Source organism: Microbulbifer sp. GL-2, from assembly GCF_007183175.1.
Lineage (GTDB): Bacteria > Pseudomonadota > Gammaproteobacteria > Pseudomonadales > Cellvibrionaceae > Microbulbifer.
The window spans coordinates 2,868,575-2,886,652 of the sequence record NZ_AP019807.1; the positions used below are offsets into that span (position 1 = coordinate 2,868,575).

General features: G+C 46.0%; 16 protein-coding genes. 11 read left to right on the forward strand and 5 right to left on the reverse strand.

All coding sequences use genetic code 11. The annotated features are described in order from the left end of the window. Nucleotides 1–37 precede the first annotated feature (37 nt). Nucleotides 38–2,644, reverse strand: a complete 2,607-nt coding sequence (gene mutS, locus GL2_RS12525) for a DNA mismatch repair protein MutS (RefSeq protein ID WP_143730972.1) — start codon at nucleotides 2,642–2,644, stop codon at nucleotides 38–40. Between the two features lie 266 nt (nucleotides 2,645–2,910). On the opposite strand from mutS, the gene GL2_RS12530 reads away from it, so the two are divergent. The 4 genes from GL2_RS12530 to GL2_RS22355 all read left to right on the forward strand — a co-directional run bounded on the left by GL2_RS12530 (nucleotide 2,911) and on the right by GL2_RS22355 (nucleotide 4,744). Continuing rightward, the gene (locus tag GL2_RS12530) at nucleotides 2,911–3,240 is read left to right on the forward strand and encodes a hypothetical protein (protein WP_232053610.1); all 330 of its coding nucleotides are present in this window, start codon (nucleotides 2,911–2,913) and stop codon (nucleotides 3,238–3,240) included. Nucleotides 3,241–3,582: 342 nt separating this feature from the next. Then, nucleotides 3,583–3,978 carry a ribonuclease E inhibitor RraB gene (locus GL2_RS12535; protein WP_143730974.1) on the forward strand — a complete coding sequence of 132 codons (396 nt, stop codon included), beginning with the start codon at nucleotides 3,583–3,585 and terminating at the stop codon, nucleotides 3,976–3,978. A 133-nt stretch (nucleotides 3,979–4,111) separates the two neighbouring features. Then, the gene (locus GL2_RS12540) at nucleotides 4,112–4,315 is read left to right on the forward strand and encodes a cold-shock protein (protein ID WP_143730975.1); all 204 of its coding nucleotides are present in this window, start codon (nucleotides 4,112–4,114) and stop codon (nucleotides 4,313–4,315) included. Between the two features lie 231 nt (nucleotides 4,316–4,546). After that, nucleotides 4,547–4,744 (forward strand): GNAT family N-acetyltransferase, encoded by a 198-nt coding sequence (locus tag GL2_RS22355; protein WP_143730976.1) that lies wholly within the window; start codon nucleotides 4,547–4,549, stop codon nucleotides 4,742–4,744. Nucleotides 4,745–5,219: 475 nt separating this feature from the next. Here GL2_RS22355 and GL2_RS12550 read toward each other — a convergent pair whose 3' ends face one another. Beyond that, nucleotides 5,220–5,699 (reverse strand): transposase, encoded by a 480-nt coding sequence (locus tag GL2_RS12550; protein WP_197736448.1) that lies wholly within the window; start codon nucleotides 5,697–5,699, stop codon nucleotides 5,220–5,222. Between the two features lie 332 nt (nucleotides 5,700–6,031). On the opposite strand from GL2_RS12550, the gene GL2_RS12555 reads away from it, so the two are divergent. Genes GL2_RS12555 through GL2_RS12565 form a run of 3 tightly spaced genes read left to right on the forward strand, consistent with a single transcriptional unit; the run spans nucleotide 6,032 to nucleotide 7,478 of the window. Next, complete coding sequence (locus tag GL2_RS12555; protein WP_172621136.1) at nucleotides 6,032–6,454, forward strand: DUF4259 domain-containing protein; 423 nt, start codon at nucleotides 6,032–6,034, stop codon at nucleotides 6,452–6,454. An 11-nt stretch (nucleotides 6,455–6,465) separates the two neighbouring features. Beyond that, nucleotides 6,466–6,765 carry a hypothetical protein gene (locus tag GL2_RS12560; protein ID WP_143730978.1) on the forward strand — a complete coding sequence of 100 codons (300 nt, stop codon included), beginning with the start codon at nucleotides 6,466–6,468 and terminating at the stop codon, nucleotides 6,763–6,765. 8 nt (nucleotides 6,766–6,773) lie between these two features. Next, nucleotides 6,774–7,478, forward strand: a complete 705-nt coding sequence (locus GL2_RS12565; protein ID WP_143730979.1) for a murein L,D-transpeptidase family protein — start codon at nucleotides 6,774–6,776, stop codon at nucleotides 7,476–7,478. Between the two features lie 691 nt (nucleotides 7,479–8,169). Here GL2_RS12565 and csrA read toward each other — a convergent pair. Both csrA and GL2_RS12575 read right to left on the reverse strand, forming a co-directional pair. Then, nucleotides 8,170–8,358 carry a carbon storage regulator CsrA gene (gene csrA / locus GL2_RS12570; RefSeq protein ID WP_143730980.1) on the reverse strand — a complete coding sequence of 63 codons (189 nt, stop codon included), beginning with the start codon at nucleotides 8,356–8,358 and terminating at the stop codon, nucleotides 8,170–8,172. An 801-nt stretch (nucleotides 8,359–9,159) separates the two neighbouring features. After that, entirely contained in the window at nucleotides 9,160–10,347 is a 1,188-nt protein-coding gene (locus tag GL2_RS12575) for a glutathione S-transferase (RefSeq protein ID WP_143730981.1), read from the reverse strand. 313 nt (nucleotides 10,348–10,660) lie between these two features. Here GL2_RS12575 and GL2_RS12580 point away from each other — a divergent pair, with 313 nt between their 5' ends. Next, on the forward strand, nucleotides 10,661–11,449 hold the full coding sequence (locus tag GL2_RS12580) for a TauD/TfdA family dioxygenase (RefSeq protein WP_143730982.1): 789 nt from the start codon (nucleotides 10,661–10,663) through the stop codon (nucleotides 11,447–11,449). Nucleotides 11,450–11,452: 3 nt separating this feature from the next. Next, the gene (locus GL2_RS12585) at nucleotides 11,453–12,223 is read left to right on the forward strand and encodes a sulfite exporter TauE/SafE family protein (RefSeq protein ID WP_143730983.1); all 771 of its coding nucleotides are present in this window, start codon (nucleotides 11,453–11,455) and stop codon (nucleotides 12,221–12,223) included. Nucleotides 12,224–12,252: 29 nt separating this feature from the next. On the opposite strand, the gene GL2_RS12590 is transcribed toward GL2_RS12585, so the two are convergent. Next, nucleotides 12,253–12,894 carry a TetR/AcrR family transcriptional regulator gene (locus GL2_RS12590; RefSeq protein WP_143730984.1) on the reverse strand — a complete coding sequence of 214 codons (642 nt, stop codon included), beginning with the start codon at nucleotides 12,892–12,894 and terminating at the stop codon, nucleotides 12,253–12,255. A gap of 202 nt (nucleotides 12,895–13,096) precedes the next feature. Between GL2_RS12590 and GL2_RS12595 the strand changes: the two genes are divergently transcribed. Further along, on the forward strand, nucleotides 13,097–14,065 hold the full coding sequence (locus GL2_RS12595; protein ID WP_143730985.1) for a chlorophyllase: 969 nt from the start codon (nucleotides 13,097–13,099) through the stop codon (nucleotides 14,063–14,065). A 764-nt stretch (nucleotides 14,066–14,829) separates the two neighbouring features. Further along, nucleotides 14,830–18,075, forward strand: coding sequence for a TonB-dependent receptor (locus GL2_RS12600; RefSeq protein ID WP_143730986.1), 3,246 nt, complete (start codon nucleotides 14,830–14,832; stop codon nucleotides 18,073–18,075). Nucleotides 18,076–18,078 lie beyond the last annotated feature (3 nt).

An 18,078-nucleotide genomic window follows, 5' to 3' on the forward strand; every position in this document is an offset into this window, starting at 1 on the left:
AACAAGTTGTATAGGGCGACACGGGCCGCCCAGCCTTTTACTTCAATAACTTGCGTAAAGAATAGAGCGCTTCCAAGGCCTGGCGTGGCGTCAAATCGTCCGGGTCCAGTTCTTCCAGGGCATCCACCGCGGGGTGGCTGGGGCTGCCAAACAGATCGACCTGCTGGGGGGAGCCGGGCGCCATGGCCACAGGTACAGCAACCGGTTCTGGTTCCTGTTTTGACGCAGGAACAGCAGTGTGAACAGAGGTTTGAGCGGGTACATCAACAGACTGAGCACCGGCTTCCAATGCCGCCAGGCGAACGCGGGCCTCGGTGAGTACATCTGTGGGAATACCGGCCAGCTTGGCCACCTGCAGGCCGTAACTCTTAGAGGCCGGCCCCTCCTGGATACGGTGCAGGAAGACAATACCCTCACCGTGCTCAGTGGCATCCAGGTGAATATTGGCCGCTTCTGGGCATTGGTTGGGCAGGTCAGTCAGTTCAAAGTAGTGAGTGGCGAACAGGGTAAAGGCGCGCACTTCCCCGGCCAGGTAGTGGGCACAGGCCCAGGCCAGGGAAAGGCCATCGTAAGTACTGGTGCCGCGACCGATCTCATCCATCAGCACTAAGCTGTGCTCGCTGGCATTGCGCAGGATATTGGCGGTCTCGGTCATTTCTACCATAAAGGTAGAGCGGCCACCGGCCAGGTCATCCGCACTACCGATACGGGTAAAAATGCGGTCAAGCAAGCCGATTTGGGCACTGTCTGCAGGCACATAACTGCCGCAATGGGCGAGCAGGGCGATCAATGCAGTCTGGCGCATATAAGTAGATTTACCGCCCATATTCGGACCGGTAATGACCAGCATGCGACGGTCATCACGCAACTCGATATCGTTGGCCACAAAGGGCTCATCCAATACCTGCTCCACTACCGGGTGGCGCCCGCCACTGATATGCAGGCCCGGTTCCGTGCCCAACTCGGGGCGACACAGGCGTAAATCGTCTGCCCGTTCGGCCAAACAGGCCAGTACGTCCAGTTCAGAAATACCGGCTGCGGCAGCTTGCAGTTCTGCCAGGGATTCGTTCAGTTGATTAATCAACTCTTCATAAAGCGCTTTCTCTCGAGCCAGGGCGCGGCTCTTGGCGGAGAGCGCCTTGTCTTCAAACTCCTTCAGTTCAGGAGTGATAAAGCGTTCGGCATTTTTCAGGGTCTGGCGGCGGATATACTCTGCCGGCGCCTTGTCGCTTTGCCCTCGGCTGATTTCAATAAAATAACCATGTACCCGGTTGTAGCCCACCTTCAGGGTGGGGATGCCGGTGCGCTCTTTTTCCCGCAGTTCCAATTGCACCAGGTAATCCCCGGCGTTTTCACTAATTGCGCGGAGCTCGTCCAGTTCCTCATCGTAGCCGGTGGCGATTACTCCACCATCGCGTATTACAACGGGAGGGTTTTCGATAATCGAATTCTGCAGCAGGCTCACAGTCTCTGGCCACTCACCTACCTGGCTGCATAACTCCTTTAATAAAGCTGCCTCTGTTTCCGCCAGTTGCTGCTGGATTTTGGGGAACTGTGCCAGGGACTGGCCTAGCCGAGCCAAGTCACGCGGGCGCGCAGATCGCAGTGCCAGGCGGCCCAGAATTCGCTCCATATCGCCTACTGGCTTTAGGGCATCACGCAGGGGCTCAAAGCCGTAATCACTAATTAATACAGCAATGGCATCCTGACGGTTGTTCAGAGTAGTGAGCTGACGCAGCGGATTGTTCAGCCATCGGCGCAGAAGGCGGCTACCCATTGCGGTTTTACAGCTATCGAAAACCGACAACAGGGTATTGTCATCACCGCCGTTCAGGTTCAGATCGATTTCCAAGTTGCGGCGGCTGGCACCGTCCAGAGCCACAGTTTCATCACCGCTTTCGGTTAGCAGGCCGCGAATATGGGGCAGCTCTGTGCGCTGGGTGTCTCGCGCATATTGAAGCAGGCAACCGGCAGCTACTATTGCACCCTGCATGTGGCTGCATCCAAATGCTTCCAGGTTCATGGTGCCAAACTGCTGGTTAAGTAGCCGCAGGGCGGTTTCCAGTTCGAATTCCCAGGGGGCGCGGCGACGCACACCGGCACGGCGTTCGATTTCCATCGGCAGGGTGAGGTTTTCTGGTGCAAGTAATTCTGCCGGGTTGTGGCGTTGAACCTGCTCGGCCAGGGCCTCCAGGGAATCGGTTTCCTGCACCACAAATCTACCAGTGGCCAGATCCAGCAGGGACAGGCCAAACACATCACCTACATGGGATACTGCTGCCAGCAGATTATCGCGGCGATCATTAAGCAGTGCCTCATCGGTGACGGTACCGGGGGTAACAATACGCACAACCTGCCGCTCGACAGGCCCTTTACTGGTAGCCGGGTCGCCAATTTGCTCACAAATCGCGACAGATACCCCGGCCTTGATCAGCCGTGCTAAATAACCTTCAGCCGCATGATAGGGAATACCAGCCATAGGGATTGGCTCACCACCGGACTTACCCCGTGCAGTGAGGGTGACATCCAGCAGTTCCGCCGCCTTCTTGGCGTCATCAAAAAACAACTCGTAGAAGTCCCCCATGCGATAGAACACCAGCTCCTGTGCATGCTGGGCTTTGATGCGCATGTATTGCTGCATCATGGGGGTGTGTTCTGAAGCCTTTGATTTTGTTGCGTTTTTTGCCAATTTATTGCCTATTGTCTAAAAGCTGTCTAAGACTGAGGCCGGCTACATTATCAGTTTCGCGTAGACGAATGTACCGCTCTGTCATTGCTGGACTAACGTGCCCCGCCAGTAATTGTGCACCTTTACCTGCTCGCCTGAATCCATTACACCGGGTAATTACCCATAACGGAATCCATAAGCCATAGGAGGCTGAAACAATACCCAGCTATTCCCCGAAAACCTTGCAGAGCCTGGAGGCCAGGCAATTCGTCTACACAATCGACGACGGCCACAGCGCCGGCAATATTGTGCGCGCAACGGTAACCCAGAAAGCCGAAGCGGCAACTCCTGAAATCCCAGCAGTCGCGGTATTGAAATGCACCACCGCCGTGATTGATGATCAGAACACGGTACAAATTGACGGTGTTGGCGATCCAATGTCCAGCGTTTATGTCACTATCAAAACTCGGCAGACCGATGGCGGCGAAGCGGTAAACTTTGCCGGCCATGTGCCTAGCCTGGTATCTGATTGTATTGTCGAAGTGGTCAACCGCCTGGTTGTGCATAGTTAGATTGCGGCTATGGTGATTCCGAGCGGGTAATACTGGCCGTTGTTTTCAGTGGTGGAGTGGATGTATCGCCGGTACGAAGGCCCGAATTATAGAGCCATGGCTGACATCCACAGAAAATCCCCCCTAACTTATTGATTTAATTATGGGTAAAATGTGTTCAAGAGCGTTGAACCAGGCAACTTGAGCCGATGGCTTACTAACTTTGGTTAATATTTGAACGAAAATTTATAACCTACTGTAAATACGACCTTTTTTAAATAGCGTGAAGGGGCTACGTCAGAATATAGGCGCCAAATGGCTAGTGAGCCACTGGCTATTTAATAAACTGTTAGGTGAGGAACCATGATTCGTACTCTGCATTGCTTCATTATCATATCTTTCATGGCGGCTGTTCTCGGTTGCACAAGCAGTACCGAAAATCAAAGTACATCACCAGATGGCCAAGTTATTAGTCAATTGAAAAGTGCTGGATCAGATCTTTCAAAGGAGCATCCGGTTGAGTTCTTCATCTACGTACCAACCAGAGAGTCGGCAGAAAAAATAGCAGAGAAAGTTACAGGCAATGGTTTTGTATCAGTAGTTGAGAAAACTGAGAATAGTAATACGTGGCTGGTCTACTCAAAGAAAAACTTAGTTCCTACTGAAGAAAGAATGATCCAAATACGGCAACAATTAACTGAGCTGGCATCATCTGCAGGTGGAGAGTACGACGGCTGGGGAACCCCGATTGTAAGGTAAGGGGCCGCGATCCACCTAACAAGTAAGCCGCGGCTGATTGCGGCGTTATGTGCAAAAGTAGTTAAGAAACCTTTTTCGTGATGGTGATAACGAAAACAGGTAATAGCAATCACCAAAAAAGAGTCTATTTAGTATGAGTACAGGTACGGTAAAGTGGTTCAATGGTGATAAAGGTTTTGGTTTCATTACTCCGGATGATGGAAGCAAAGATCTATTTGTTCACCATTCAGAAATTCAAATGGGTGGTTTCAAATCTTTAGATGAAGGGCAAAAAGTAGAATATGTTGTGGGGCAGGGTCAAAAAGGGCCTTGTGCTAACAATGTAAAGCCTCTGTAAGAAAGTTAAAAACATATAACAAACGTAGGCAGGCGACCTGTATTGCGGCGCTTTGTTTTCATGCCGGTCGCTATGCTGGCATAAAAACCAATCACCTGTATACAGCCGCCTGCTGCGGACGTTATGCTTCTTATATATGGAGATTGAGGTGGGGCTAGAATTTTCCACTGATAAAGAAAAAATAGACGTGGACTTTGTTCGCAGCTATTTATCCAATCATTTGCCTATGTAATGGATGTATTTGTGGATCCCTCAAAAAAGGGGTGCGGGGTAGGCACAAAAGTTATGGAAGCCATTATCGCATCGAGACAGTTGAGGCGAATTAAACGGTTTACATTGGCAACGGCTGATGCGACTGAGTTCTACAAGAAGCTGGGGTTTAGTGAGTCCAAATTAAATTATCTAGTTTGGGAGCAGGAGGAGGTATAGCAAGGTGGTGAACTTCATGCCATCGGCGCCGGATCGCCTAAACGCGGCTTTCGCCGCAGGTCGCCGGTTACTACGATGTTACGTTTCACGAGGCACCGAGTAGATGAAGCTAATTGGAAGTAGAATGGAAAGTGACTTTCTCAAAGAGTTGACACAATCCAGCGATGCGCTCCAAGAACCTGGCTCAATACTTCGGAAGGCATTGGCTGCTGAAGGCCATGATACTAAAACTGCGTATGTTCTCCATTGGATACCAGAGCAGCTCGAAGATTTATACACAGTATTAATAACTGGATCTTACTTAGTTGACGTAGAGATCGCCAAGTACGACAACTCCAACCCCCAATAGTGGAGAGAAGCGAATTAAAATCCTATATGTACGGGCTAAGTAAAAGTAATCAAGTTAGGTTAGCGGTGGCAAAGGACTTAGCATGTACAAAAACATAACAAGTGACTATGGTTGCTCGTCAAGCTTTTAAGCCATATTTTCATCCCAGTAGGTGTTATTTTTCACCATGGTATTCAGGATGGTAAGTTGCTTTCTCATACATGCAATGAGGGCCACTTTTTTAGGTTTGCCAGCGTCGACTAAGCGTTTATACATTGGCTTTAATTTAGGATGGCACTGGATAGCCGACATTATGGAAACAAATAGGACCGTGCGCACACGATGCCGCCCACCACGAATATAGCGTTTACCTTGAAAGTTCCCACTATCGCGGTTCATAGGGGCGATACCAACGAGTGCAGCAATCTCTTTTCGGTTCAGTTTTCCTAATTCGGGTAGTTTGCTCATCAGAGTGTAGGCCAATACATTTCCAGCCCCTTTAGTGCTTAAGAATGGGTCACATTTTTGTCGCCATTTAACAATGCTGCTGGCGAATTTTTCAAATTGTAGTTGTTTAATACCATCTTTATCATTAGTAATACTAAGGAATTGGTCAGTTGGTCTCACAAAAATATCGAGCGTGTGTTGCTAGTATCGATACCGACATTGATCTCTTGAGGTTCGATAAGATAAGCTATCTTCGCCTTGCTATTCGGGATCGAGGTCCACATGACTATTTGAGTTATATCTAGTGAGTGCTTATCACATTCATACTTTTTATGTTCTTAAATGAACCTGCCAGGCAGCGGACTGTGATAAACAAGGCATTCGGTGGCCACCGAAGGTGGGTCTAATTTTACCCGTTAGCGAAAAGGATTTTCGGCACCGGAATCAGACAAGAACAACCATACAAGGTAATCTGCCTCTGCTAGCGGCGTATACAAAAAGGAGAATCGAACGTGGGAGCGTGGAGTGAAGAAAATTTTGGCAATGATGATGCTGGTGATTGGATTTACGAATTAGAAAGATCAAAAGGAACTGATACGCTATTGCTTCCAATCAAAACTATCATTTTAAATGATGAGTATCTTGAGTCACCGGACTGTAGTGAAGCACTTGCCGCGGCAGAGGTCGTTGCAGCAGGACTAACAGGCGACTCTTCTTCAATACCCAAGGAAGCCTTAGATTGGCTAAATAAAAAACCTGGATTATTTGGTAAAAAGCCACAGATTGAAACTGAGCATGGATCTATGGCTAGGCAATGTGTACAAAAAATAATAGACAATTCTGAACTTAAAGAGCTCTGGGCAGAAACGGAAGATTTTGCTAAATGGCTATCTATTCAGAGAAATCTTATCGAAAAACTAAGTAGTGTAAAATAAAGCGCAGGTCAATGTACGGTAAAGGTTACCTTTATGGTCTCGGTGTAGCTTTCATCGTGTGGCTCATTATCTGGCAGTTGGATAAGCGCTATTACAAAAAGAAGCAGGAACTACTGAGAAAGCGACTCCAGAAAAAGAAAGAGCGATCGGTCAGAGATGAAGAAAAAATCCCTCAAGAAGCGATGCATCAAGAAAATGAGTTTTATAAAACAAAGCAATCGCAGGAGGTTTTCTCTGGCCCTACGGGTCTTCGCGGGATGGCCTATGTTGTGCTTCGAACGCCCGTATACTTGGTATTTGCACATTTATAAGTAATGTCATGATTAAAATAATGAATATTTTGGCACTTGTTTTCGGAGTGTCGGCAAATGCAATCGAACTTCCAAATAGTCAGCGATCTTTGAGTGCTATAGATAGAAATATCGGTATTTTGGATAGAAGGCTCGAGAAAAAAGGACTTTCACTGGGGGCTCCGATCTTTATTCGGATTTTTAAAGATCCAGCTATTTTAGAGCTTTGGGTTCAAAAAGGGGATAGTTCGTTCACGTTATTTAATACCTACAGCGTTTGTTCATTTTCCGGTGATTTTGGACCAAAATTGAAGGAGGGGGATTTCCAAAGCCCGGAAGGGTTTTACTATGTGACGCCAGAAAGGCTGAATCCATGGAGCCAATTCCACTTGTCCTTTAATCTTGGCTTCCCAAATGAATATGACCGCTATCATGGGAGAACCGGAAGCGCTCTAATGGTTCATGGGGATTGCGTTTCTGCCGGATGTTATGCGATGACCGATGAGAAAATTGAAGAAATATATACTCTTGCGCACGCTTCTTTAGCAAGCGGGCAAAAGTATTTTAGAGTTCATGTCTTCCCGTTTCGGCTCGAGGAAAACCGCTTAAAAGAATACTTAGGTAACGCCTGGCTGCCATTTTGGCAAAACCTGAAAGAAGGTTATGATTTATTCGAGGAGAATAAAGTTCCTCCTAATGTAGAAGTTGTGCAGGGCAAGTATATATTTCAGTAGTAGAATACTATTAACTCGACGAGATTATAGTGCTGTATAATATGGTATCCTGCTTTACGCTCTACCAGATTACATATGTAGTGTAAGGGACTGTTTTTCCGTTAGGGCGCTACCTGAATGCGATGTAAGGTATACGCATGAATATATCCGTGGCTACTTATTGTCTTTACATTCTTCCTATCGGTTTGTAATTCTGGTTTTTGCAAGCTGTCTCTAAATTTTTTAGTTTACCCTAATCTACCTGTTCAAACTGGTGTCTGTCTTTTTTCTGGGCTATATATGCCTGCTACGTTTTGAATGGTCGTTCTGGTGACTCAAGTATATCAGTGGCAAAAATGTATATACTCTTTGTGTACTATTCGGGTAATGCTGAACCACCTATTGGTAGCGCTAAAGCCACACATCATGCTTACGTATCTTGTCTGGGTATAAGGTTCTCGGTGTGCGCATAAAACCCAATCAAGCAGGTGAATACCATATTGTTGGTTATTGTTCCACATAAAATTTTAATAGGGGGCTGAGATGGCCTTTCCACTGTTACGGTGCTCCACGGCCGCCCCCAAGCCGATTTTTAAAGGTGTTACAGGCCACTTTAATGAACAAAGGAATACGTGTAATTTAGTATAATTTCTTGGTCTCGCAGGTAAATTTGGGTAGAGGACCGGCCCTTCCTACTCAGGGAATCAGCTCCTCAACGATTTTTAAGGCCAGCCACCTGTTCCCTTTGGACACGTTTGTAAATTTCTTCACGATGAACAGATAAAGATTTGGGGGCGCTTATCCCTATCTTTACCTGGTTACCCTTAACTTCCAATACTGTGACAGAGACACTTGTCCCAATTCTTAGGTTTTCACCTGTGCGGCGCTTTAGGATCAACATATTCAGTTCCCATTGACACTCAACTTATGAAGAGGCTTCCACGTCGGGAAGACTTGAAGAGTCGTGTTTGATGGAAATGCGAGGTGGTGCACGTGAACGGTAGGCGCAAAAGAAGAAAAGGCGGGCGCAACGCTCCCAGAGCTTGAGAAATCGCTCCAAGCTGCTGAATGTACTCCACTTTATTGAAGGCGAGCGGGTTTCTAGCGTATTATCCATAGAGCCATTTTGATAGTGTGTTTATCAATTTGGTTAGCTGGCCCCTGGTGTTGGTAGCACCTTGGGTCAGCGCCTTTCATTTACTCTTACGTCATTCTTCGTTCTCCTATTGTGGGGATGGGTCTCTTAGAAACTTGAGGCCTGTTGGAGTTTACAAACTGCAGGCTTGCAGAAGCCCGCTTAGTCATAGTTCATAATATCGATAAATACTTGTCGATTTTACGCAGTTTTGATGGTAAAGAAAACTTAATGAAATCGAATAGGTTAATTTTGGCGCCTATATTTCCATTCATATTTGCCTAATAAATCAACTCCCCACTAAACAGGTCGCTAGTACTTATATGGTTACAAACTCCTAAAAACGATAGTGAATTATAGCTGGAAAGATACCCATCTCATTTTAGGTAAGGTGTAGGGAAGCAGTATTCTCAGAACTGAGTGGGAATCCAGCTTTACGGCAGTAACTTCGCTATGCTTTAAACCGGCGGAATAAAGCAGTGTTCAGTTTAAAGTAGCGCAGCGAGTAAAGCTGACCACAACAGTCTATGTTTATATGTTGCCAGCTTTCAATAGAGTATTTACTTCTTAAGACATCTCTGGTGTCTTTCTGGCAGTTCGTGCTTCTCCCCATACCTCAAGATAATTACGTCGCTCAACTTTCCGATTTGTTGTAATTGTCAGGAGTGATGCAATTCCTGCTTCGGTAAAAAGTGATTCTATATCAGCCTGTTCTTTTTGATTGGCATACTGATAACAATCTTGTAAGCGTTGTAACAAGTAAAAACGGTAGGGTAGTACATGTGTTTTTAGGCGGATACCTCGCCAGTCAAATTCAGCCTGCCCGATTGTTCGAGCAGTTGGATTGTCCATTCCGTTGGTTCCCGCTTTTAAGGTTGGGCGCTGATCCAGCCATTCATTTGTAAACTGGATATGCGCTTCAATTTCAGGCAAAAATTCTATAGCAATATAGCGCATTAAAGCCTTTAGGGTAGGGGGAGGAGATTGCGGATCGATAAGGGGAGAATCTGCCTCCCTATATTCTACCCAATAATCCTCAGTAGTATTCATACGCTCGACCCAGCGGGCTACTACAGGAGCATTTTTTCGCATCAACATTCCAGGTGCTGGATCCCTGTACAAGTGAGCATACAATGGCCCCATCAGTGCGTAGTCTCCCAAAGTAGGTTGCTGCCCTAGTAGATAGGGGAATTCCCTTAGATGTGTGGAGAAGAGGTCGAGGAACTCTTTGTATGATCTCTCAATCAAGGCTTTACTCTGCTCAGATACACCAAAGCCTTGGCAGACTTTACGCATACGCGTACTGGCGAAGTTGAACAAATTAGCAGCTGTTTGCTCGTCAGCATTAGGTGGAGCGAGGCCCGCAACAAATTCATCTTTGAGATACTGTAAATTCTGGGCATCGAAATTCCAGCGATAATGCATTGCAGGCCGCAATAAGCCTTCTCCCGCAAATAGTTCGAATAAATACGAAACTGCTTGTAATACGGCACTGCTTGGGTAGGCAGGTTTGCGGGTGTTACCTTGCTGTTCAAAATAATCAATAATATCTGAGCTGTCCTGTATTATCTCGCCGTCCGCACTTTCTATGGCCGGCATAATAAAGCGGCCTAGTACAGGGAGTAATTGTTGGCTGTAATGCACACTATTGACACCATACTCTGTAAAAGTAACCCCTTGCTTACGTAGATAGCTGCGAGCCTTGGCCGTATAAAGGGAGGCTGCCATGCCATATAACTTATAGGGTTTGCTCATAACGTATTCCTGGGATTTTTTGCTCAAAAACGTTGAAGATAAACTATCTACAGGCGGATCTAGAGAATCGCGACCTGTTACCTGGCTGTGTTAAGCCAAGTTACAGGAAATCTGGTATTTGTATTCACGAGAATATTGTACAAGGCCATAACTGGTGCTGATAGATAGTAAAAGTGAAAGTTAACTGCCCAAATACAATAATCTGTGATGCGCTGATCATTTTTGGCATAAAGCTTGCTCCTCATTGATTGTCAGTGGCCGTTGGCGTCTTTTACTGGCCGGAGAGGGCAAAATCTTAGAGGGAGCTAACTATATGTCATCTTTACACTTCTCATCCCACGCTATTCCGCTTAGGATTCCAAACTATTGTTGTTTTAAGCTCGATTCATATTCTGAAATCGAGTATGAAAGTTATAAAGTGGCATTACTGAAAAAAGGTATCGTGTTGATATGCTTAGGTTTTTCGGATGATTCCGCGGAAATTATGAAAGATATTGTCAATACGATTGGCCTGATTCATGAGCATGATGCACTGGGTCGTACAGTATGGGATGTTAAGATTGGTGGGGAAACCGGGGAAGAGGCACTTGCAATATCACATAGTGACAGGGAGTTTAGTCTGCACAATGATGGTGCTTTTGAGCAGGAAATGCCGGGGTATTTCGGTCTTCATGTGGTGAGGGCAGATACGCTGGGCGGTGGTGAAAATATATTGGTTTGCGCTGATAGGATTGTTGAGAGCCTCACTGAGGAAACTTTCCAATTACTTTCAAGCAGGAAATTCAAATTACGTGTACCAGAGGAGTTTCGCAAAGTATCCAACTTTATTGAGGCTTCATTAATTGATGAAAGCCATGGTTTCAGATATCGATATGATATTATCGAGCGCGATTTATGTTCACCGGAGGAGCTTGAAGCATTAAATGAGCTGGAGCTGAAAATATCTCTTCCTCATAATATGTTTAAAGTGCACTTGGGCAATAATCAAATATTATTATTGGATAATCGACGTTATCTTCATGCAAGAACCAGGATAAAAGATAAGAAAAGACATCTTAAGCGGATACGTTTCAATATGCCTGCTACGTTGAGGGTTGCTTAGGGAGTGGCTATAGAGATTGTTCTGGTTGGTTTACTCTTAATACTGGTTGCAGGTCTGGTTCACGGGGCATTGGGTTTTGGTTTTCCAATGCTCTCGACCCCCATACTTGCTTTGGTTTATGACCTTAAAACAGCAGTTATTTTGACGATGGCGCCTTCACTTTTGGTGATTATCACCAGCTTGTATAGTTGCCGTCATTTTAAGTTTGATCTTTCTAAATATGGCTTAGTCATTATATTAATTTCTTTGGGGAGCTTGTCAGGAGCATGGCTGTTGACTTGGGCAAATCCAAATATTCTAAAATTATTACTTGCGGGATCGATACTGGTTTATTTGTTCTCCGGATTTCTGAGGAAATATTTGTCTGCTTTGTCAAAAAGGCCAATATTTTTCGCTGTTTTAATGGGGATTTTGGCTGGATTAATAGGCGGTGCTACCAATGCCATTGCCCCCCTTCTAATGATTTACCTGCTCGAAATGACTGAGTCGAAGCAAGAGATTGTTTTTGTCTCAAACATCTGTTTTCTCATCGGTAAGTTGATGCAACTTGCGATTCTTTCATTGTATCTAACATACAGTGAGTTGGAATTGCTGCCATTATCCATGATCACTGTTGTTGCTTATTTAGGGCTGCTGGCTGGATTAAAAATGCAGTCCAGGATTAACGGCGAAAGATATCGTTCAATGATTCGCTATGCGCTATCTGTATTTATGTGTTTACTGATATATCAGGGGGTGTCCAGTTTGGTTTTTGTAGGCGTAAGAGTGGCGTAAGGACATTGGAAACGTAGGTACCTATAAGCTCATTGTCCGTGAAAAGAACTATTTGCCTTTCCCAGAATTATCCCCCCCTCAAATTGCAACCCCTTAATCAATAAATTCAAAATACGATACGTATGCTGGATATCGTCTTCATTGTTGGTAACGGATAGGTTACCGATTGCCCGTAACAGATCATAGGGATCAATGTCCCCTTGAATTTCCCCGGACTCCTTTGCAGAAGCCAGCAGTGTGGCGAGGGTCGGCTCAAAATTTGCGCGGAAGTAGACTGGTAGAGCTTCGAAGGCCGGATCACCGGAATGGAGTGCTGCGGCCAGACCTTTTTTGGCTGCGAGGAAATTGATGTAGCGTTTTAGCCAGAGGGTTAAGGCTTTCAGGGGGCCGTTTTCAGCGGTAATGGTTACGGCTTCAGCGGCGCATTCATCCACTTCCCGTCGGAATACACTGGCAACCAAATCAGATCGTTGAGGGAAGCGGCGGTATAGGGTACCTATCCCCACGCCCGCTTTAGCGGCAATGTCCCGGACGGGCGCATTCACACCTGAGGTTAGAAATACCTCCTTGGCCGCCTCGAGTATTGCATCTTCGTTGCGCGCTGCATCGGCGCGTAACGGACGCTTGCTTGCGGTCTTGGAGCGCTTCACTGAGTCTTTTTGCTTAGACAAACCTACCTCATTAACCCTTTAGAGCTGGGCTTGATTCTTGCCCAGGCACGGCTACAGTACCGCTTGACAAGCGGAACAGTGATCCACATACTAAAAATTCAAGTGGAACATTGATCCGCTTATTCTGCTGAATAAGGTTCCACTTGGCCCAGTATATTCGACCCAAGAGCAGTGCGTCACTGTAGAACCTATGAGAACCACTATGAATAACCTCATCGACAAGTCGCGCTTAATACCAACCGGTAAGCGTCAGCCCGCGATATCTATCAGTTCGGTAACTCTGCCTATGCCTGGTAGGGAACAACCACTGGAAATCCGTATTTCTGCTCCAATAACAGGAGGAGATTTGCCGATTATATTACTGTGCCACGGGCACGGCCCTTCACTGTATCTTCCCTCTAAAGACGGCTATGGGCCACTGGTAAATTTTTATGCGGAACACGGATTTGTAGTTATCCAGCCAACCCAGGCCAACTCTAAAGTTGCAGGATTTACGCCGGATATCCCGGGTGCACCGCTATTTTGGCGTGCACGCATTGCGGAGATGAAATATATACTTGACCACCTCAATGAGATTGAAACGCAGTTCCCAATGGTTGCCGGGCGCTTGGGCCACAATAAAATCGCCGCTGTAGGGCATTCTGCCGGGGCTCAAACTGTCGGCATGTTACTTGGTGCCAGATTGGACGACCCGAAGGATGAGACTGCGAAAAAGGTCGATGCCTATGAACCGCGTATTAAAGCCGGTGTATTGCTTGCGGCGCCGGGTAAAGGTGGCAGCGACCTGAGTGAGTTCGCATGGGAACACTACTCAGAACTGAATCCTGATTATTCACAGCTGATGACGCGGACGCTGGTAGTGTACGGAGATCAGGATGTAAACCCTCACTTAACTGTACGCGGTGCCGACTGGCATGCAGATCCCTACCACCTGGGTCCTGGCTGTGACAGCCTGTTAACTCTCTTCGGGGCAAAACATGGTCTCGGGGGTATCGCCGGCTACGATGCCAAAGAAACAGATGATGAAGATCCTGATCGCTTAGCGATCACCCAGCGTATGACCTGGGCCTACCTCAATTCCGTCCTGAGTAAAGATAATTCCGCATGGCGCGATGCGTGCAGAGCATTAACAGAGCATGCCGGTCACTTGGGTTCGGTAGAGCAAAAGTAGTCTGGAAGAGTCTGGTATACGCGGATAGCAGAAGAACCGCGTTGTGGGTCTTTGCTACTCTTCACGCGGCAATAAAATAGATGAATTCGCTTCTATTTTATTGCTGGCTGCAAAATACCGATATAGATACATAGGCCTGTCGGTATTTTACGGGCTTGAACCTGCGTAAAGGCGGCGACTATTCGTACATTAACTTGTTGATTTTCGGAGCATTCAAAATAAGTATGTAGTGTACTTGTCCGGATGAATGATTCACAATAGAAAAACCTTCAAAGATATGGCTCCTTTTTGAAGGTTTTTCCCGGTGGTAATCTTCAATAACCTCGCCTTCAATTTTTATCTCACTTTCAGCTTTGTATTATATTGCAAATTTACGGGTAACTGATCTTTTCAGCTGATAGGTAAGTGCATGCCATTAAAAATAATGGCGCTTATTTATTGCTGTAAGGATTTTTAGTAGGCAATCTGTAACATTAAGCTGTTTGAATTACTCTAAGTTGTAAATTGTTCTTAATTTAACTCTGAGTTATTTGATGTTCTGCAGCACAGATTACTATGTGCCAATTTTTCTGCAAAATTTTAACAAAAACTTGACCTGCCGATTTTCGCACCAACGAATATTCAGTGTCTTTGCAGAGGTTGATTGTCTATTCGGTGTCTGCTGCATACCAAACAGAAATCGGGGGTGTGCCCGCCTGGAAAGGATGATAACGACAGGCACGTTATAAAGTTTTTTTAATTGATATTTTAGGGTGGGGAGTAATATGAGATTAAAAATTTCTAAAAGATTGCTGTGTACCGCCATCGGCATGGTGATTACTGCTCAACTAGAAGCAGCGGGGCTGAAGCTGGATTTATATGTTGATGGAGAGCCCGCCGGGAAAACTGAAGTATTGTTGAGCGGCAAGCATTTAGGTTCCAGTGATACCAGTGGATCCTTTTGGATCGATTCCATCCCCTCCGGTCGACACAGCCTGAAACTGGACTTCGGAAAAGAGCTGGAGCCCTTCACTTTTACGGTGGCCGAAGACGAGGCGGCGCTGATTACTATCAATACCGAGTCTGAAAGCGGGCGCAATGTCAAATCCATTCAGAAGATGGCGCTTTCAGACGTGGATGAGAATGGGTTCTTATTTGAGGTTTTTCAACTTGAAATTCTGGCATCAGGCGCGATTCAAGGTACTGTAAGTGCGCTTGAAGGGGAGCATCCATTACGTAATGTTGCGGTTACGGTTGTTGGGAGTGGTGAGCAAACGGTTACTGATCGCTATGGTAATTTTGAATTACAGCTTGCTCCAGGTATCTACCAGCTGCAATTGGAGCACCCTGATTACCAGGCAACCCAACTGAATGCACTTCGCGTTTTGTCAAAAATCAATCTGGCCTTGGATGTGCAGCTCGCAAGCGCAGATATCTTTACCGGAGAAGGGGGGAACACGCTGGAAGAAGTGCAGGTGTTAGGCCGCTACTTACCGGGCAACCCTATTGAAATTGAGCGGGTGTCCTCGTCGGTCGTAGACAGTATTGATTTCACGCAAATCGCCCGTTTCGATGATTCTACGGTAAGCAGCGCGCTAAAGCGCGTGGTTGGGGTAACACTTGAGGAGGATCGTTTTCCTGTTGTGCGTGGTATGAAGAGTCGCTACCAGTCTACGGATTTTAATGGAGCGTTTCTACCCAGTACCGATCCGGCGAGGCGGGACTTGCCCTTGGATATATTTCCCGCAGGCATTATGCAGGAGCTGAGTTTGCAGAAAAGTGCCTCGGCAGATGTGCCCTCCAGCGCTACTGCGGGGCATATCTCCATGCGTACCAAAGAAGCTCCACAGGAGGGGTTCTTTAAGGCTTCTTATTCGGCAAGCCGCGGCGATATGCATGGGGATGATATTTTGATATCCGGCAGCGAAGGGGACCGGGATTGGCTTGGTATGGATGATGGAACGCGTGAATTGCCAGATGAATTGGGTCCTACACTTGGTAAGCTCTTGAGACCTGATGGCGCGGGATACAGTGATTTTACTGAGGAAGACATACAGAAAGCTGCTCGTAGCATACCGCACAATGCAATTGAAAGTGGTGAGGCAAAAATTGACTCTAGCATGAGTTTTAGTGGCGGCAACAGCTGGGATTTTACTGAGCAGAGCTTTGGTTTTATTAGTGCAGTGCGTTACGCGAATCATTGGAGTAACAATACCAAGCAGAATACACGCTACAGCATCGCTCAGGATAAACTGGATATTGATTCAATTGTAGAAACTCATGATTCCAATAATGTAATTGATCTGAGCGCGATGTTAAATCTGGAGTGGAATATCAGTGATCAACATCGCCTGGGGTTAAATAACATTGTATTACGTCACACCACCAACTCCGCTGAAATCTCTGTTCATCACGCAGCGCCAACGGGATTAAAGGGAGCTTTATCCGAAAGCCAAATTGATGAAATAAAAGCAGATTTAAATCTTGAAAAAATTTTATACCAGAATGTAGACTGGATTGAAGAACAGCTATTGAGTCACCAATTTTGGGGTGAGCACAGTGTCTCTTTATCATCGAGTGGAGGTTGGATGAGCCATTTGGGTGATATTGACCTCCAGTGGCAATTGATGGATGCAAATAGTGAGTACGATCGCCCAAATGCAACTCAGTATGCGTATAGGCGATCTGCTGGCAATAGTTTTCAACTGGATACCTCAAATTTTGCTCAGTACAATGTCTGGGAAAAAATGAAGGAAGATTCGTTTGGAAATAGGCTGGATATTACCTTTCCACTAGAAGGGCTTAATTGGGCTTCATTAGTATTTAAGGCTGGGCTTTTAGATATGCAGAGGGATCGGGAAGGAGCATATCACTATTACCAGTTTAAGAATGCAGGTTCCTTACCTTCGGAAGTTCGGGAAAATCCTGACCCAACGGAAATATATAAACCTGAAAACATTGTTGGAAGACCTGGAGTTGATGGGCTGAATCTAAGCGTTGGCAAGTTAATCGCTGAGGACGATGTTGGGTTTTCTGGGGATAGCTATATTGCCGAACAAGATATCGATTCTGCCTACGGCCTTGTTGAAGTGGATGCTCAAGAAAGTCTCAAGGTAAACCTCGGTATACGAAAGGAAAAGTACAATTTTTCTGCAGAGCAATATGCGTATACCATAGAGCCGCTTGTTGAAATTTTGGATAAAGAGCGCACTTCCCCTTCAGTTAGTTTTACATATCTCTTTAATGATCAGTGGCAGCTGCGTACCGCCTATGCAGAAACTGTTAGTTGGCCAGAAATTTATGAAGTAATGCCACGTGTATTCTCTGATGTGGAAACCCTAGAGCGATATGTGGGAAATCCGGAGTTAAAACCTGCGGATATTGACAATGTTGATATACGTCTTGAGTGGTATCCCTCAGAATCTGAGTCCATCACTTTGGCCTATTTTACCAAGGATATGGTAAATGCGATCGAAAACCGCTTTGCCAAAAGCGGTGATGTTTTCGATTACTATACTTTTGACAATGCAGAAAAGGCAGAAGTATCCGGGTGGGAACTGGATCTGCGTCGGGAATTTACCCTGGGTCGAGACCAGGGGCATGAACTATTCGTCCAATTTAATTACGCGGATATTCATTCTGAGGTGGAGACAATTGGTGGGTCCGATTTGGTTCCGGTGCTTGTAAAGCGCGGATTACAGGGGCAGCCTGAATATGTCACTAACTTGCAGTTGGGTTATGACCATATCGATAGTGGCCAGGAGGTTACCTTGATCTTTAACAGGAAGGGTAAAGAATTGGCCATCGCAAACCCTGGTCTTGATGATGTACCTTCCGACGTATATGAGCTGCCTTACAATGACCTTCGACTTATTTATAAGAAAAATTTCTTAAACGGATTATCTCTTTCTGCTTCGATCGACAACCTGCTGGATGAAGAGCGTCGAATGGAGTATGACGACTATGGTGCTCCCTATTTGAAATACTCCAGTGGACGCAAATTTAAATTAAAGGCCAGTTATAACTATTAAGGG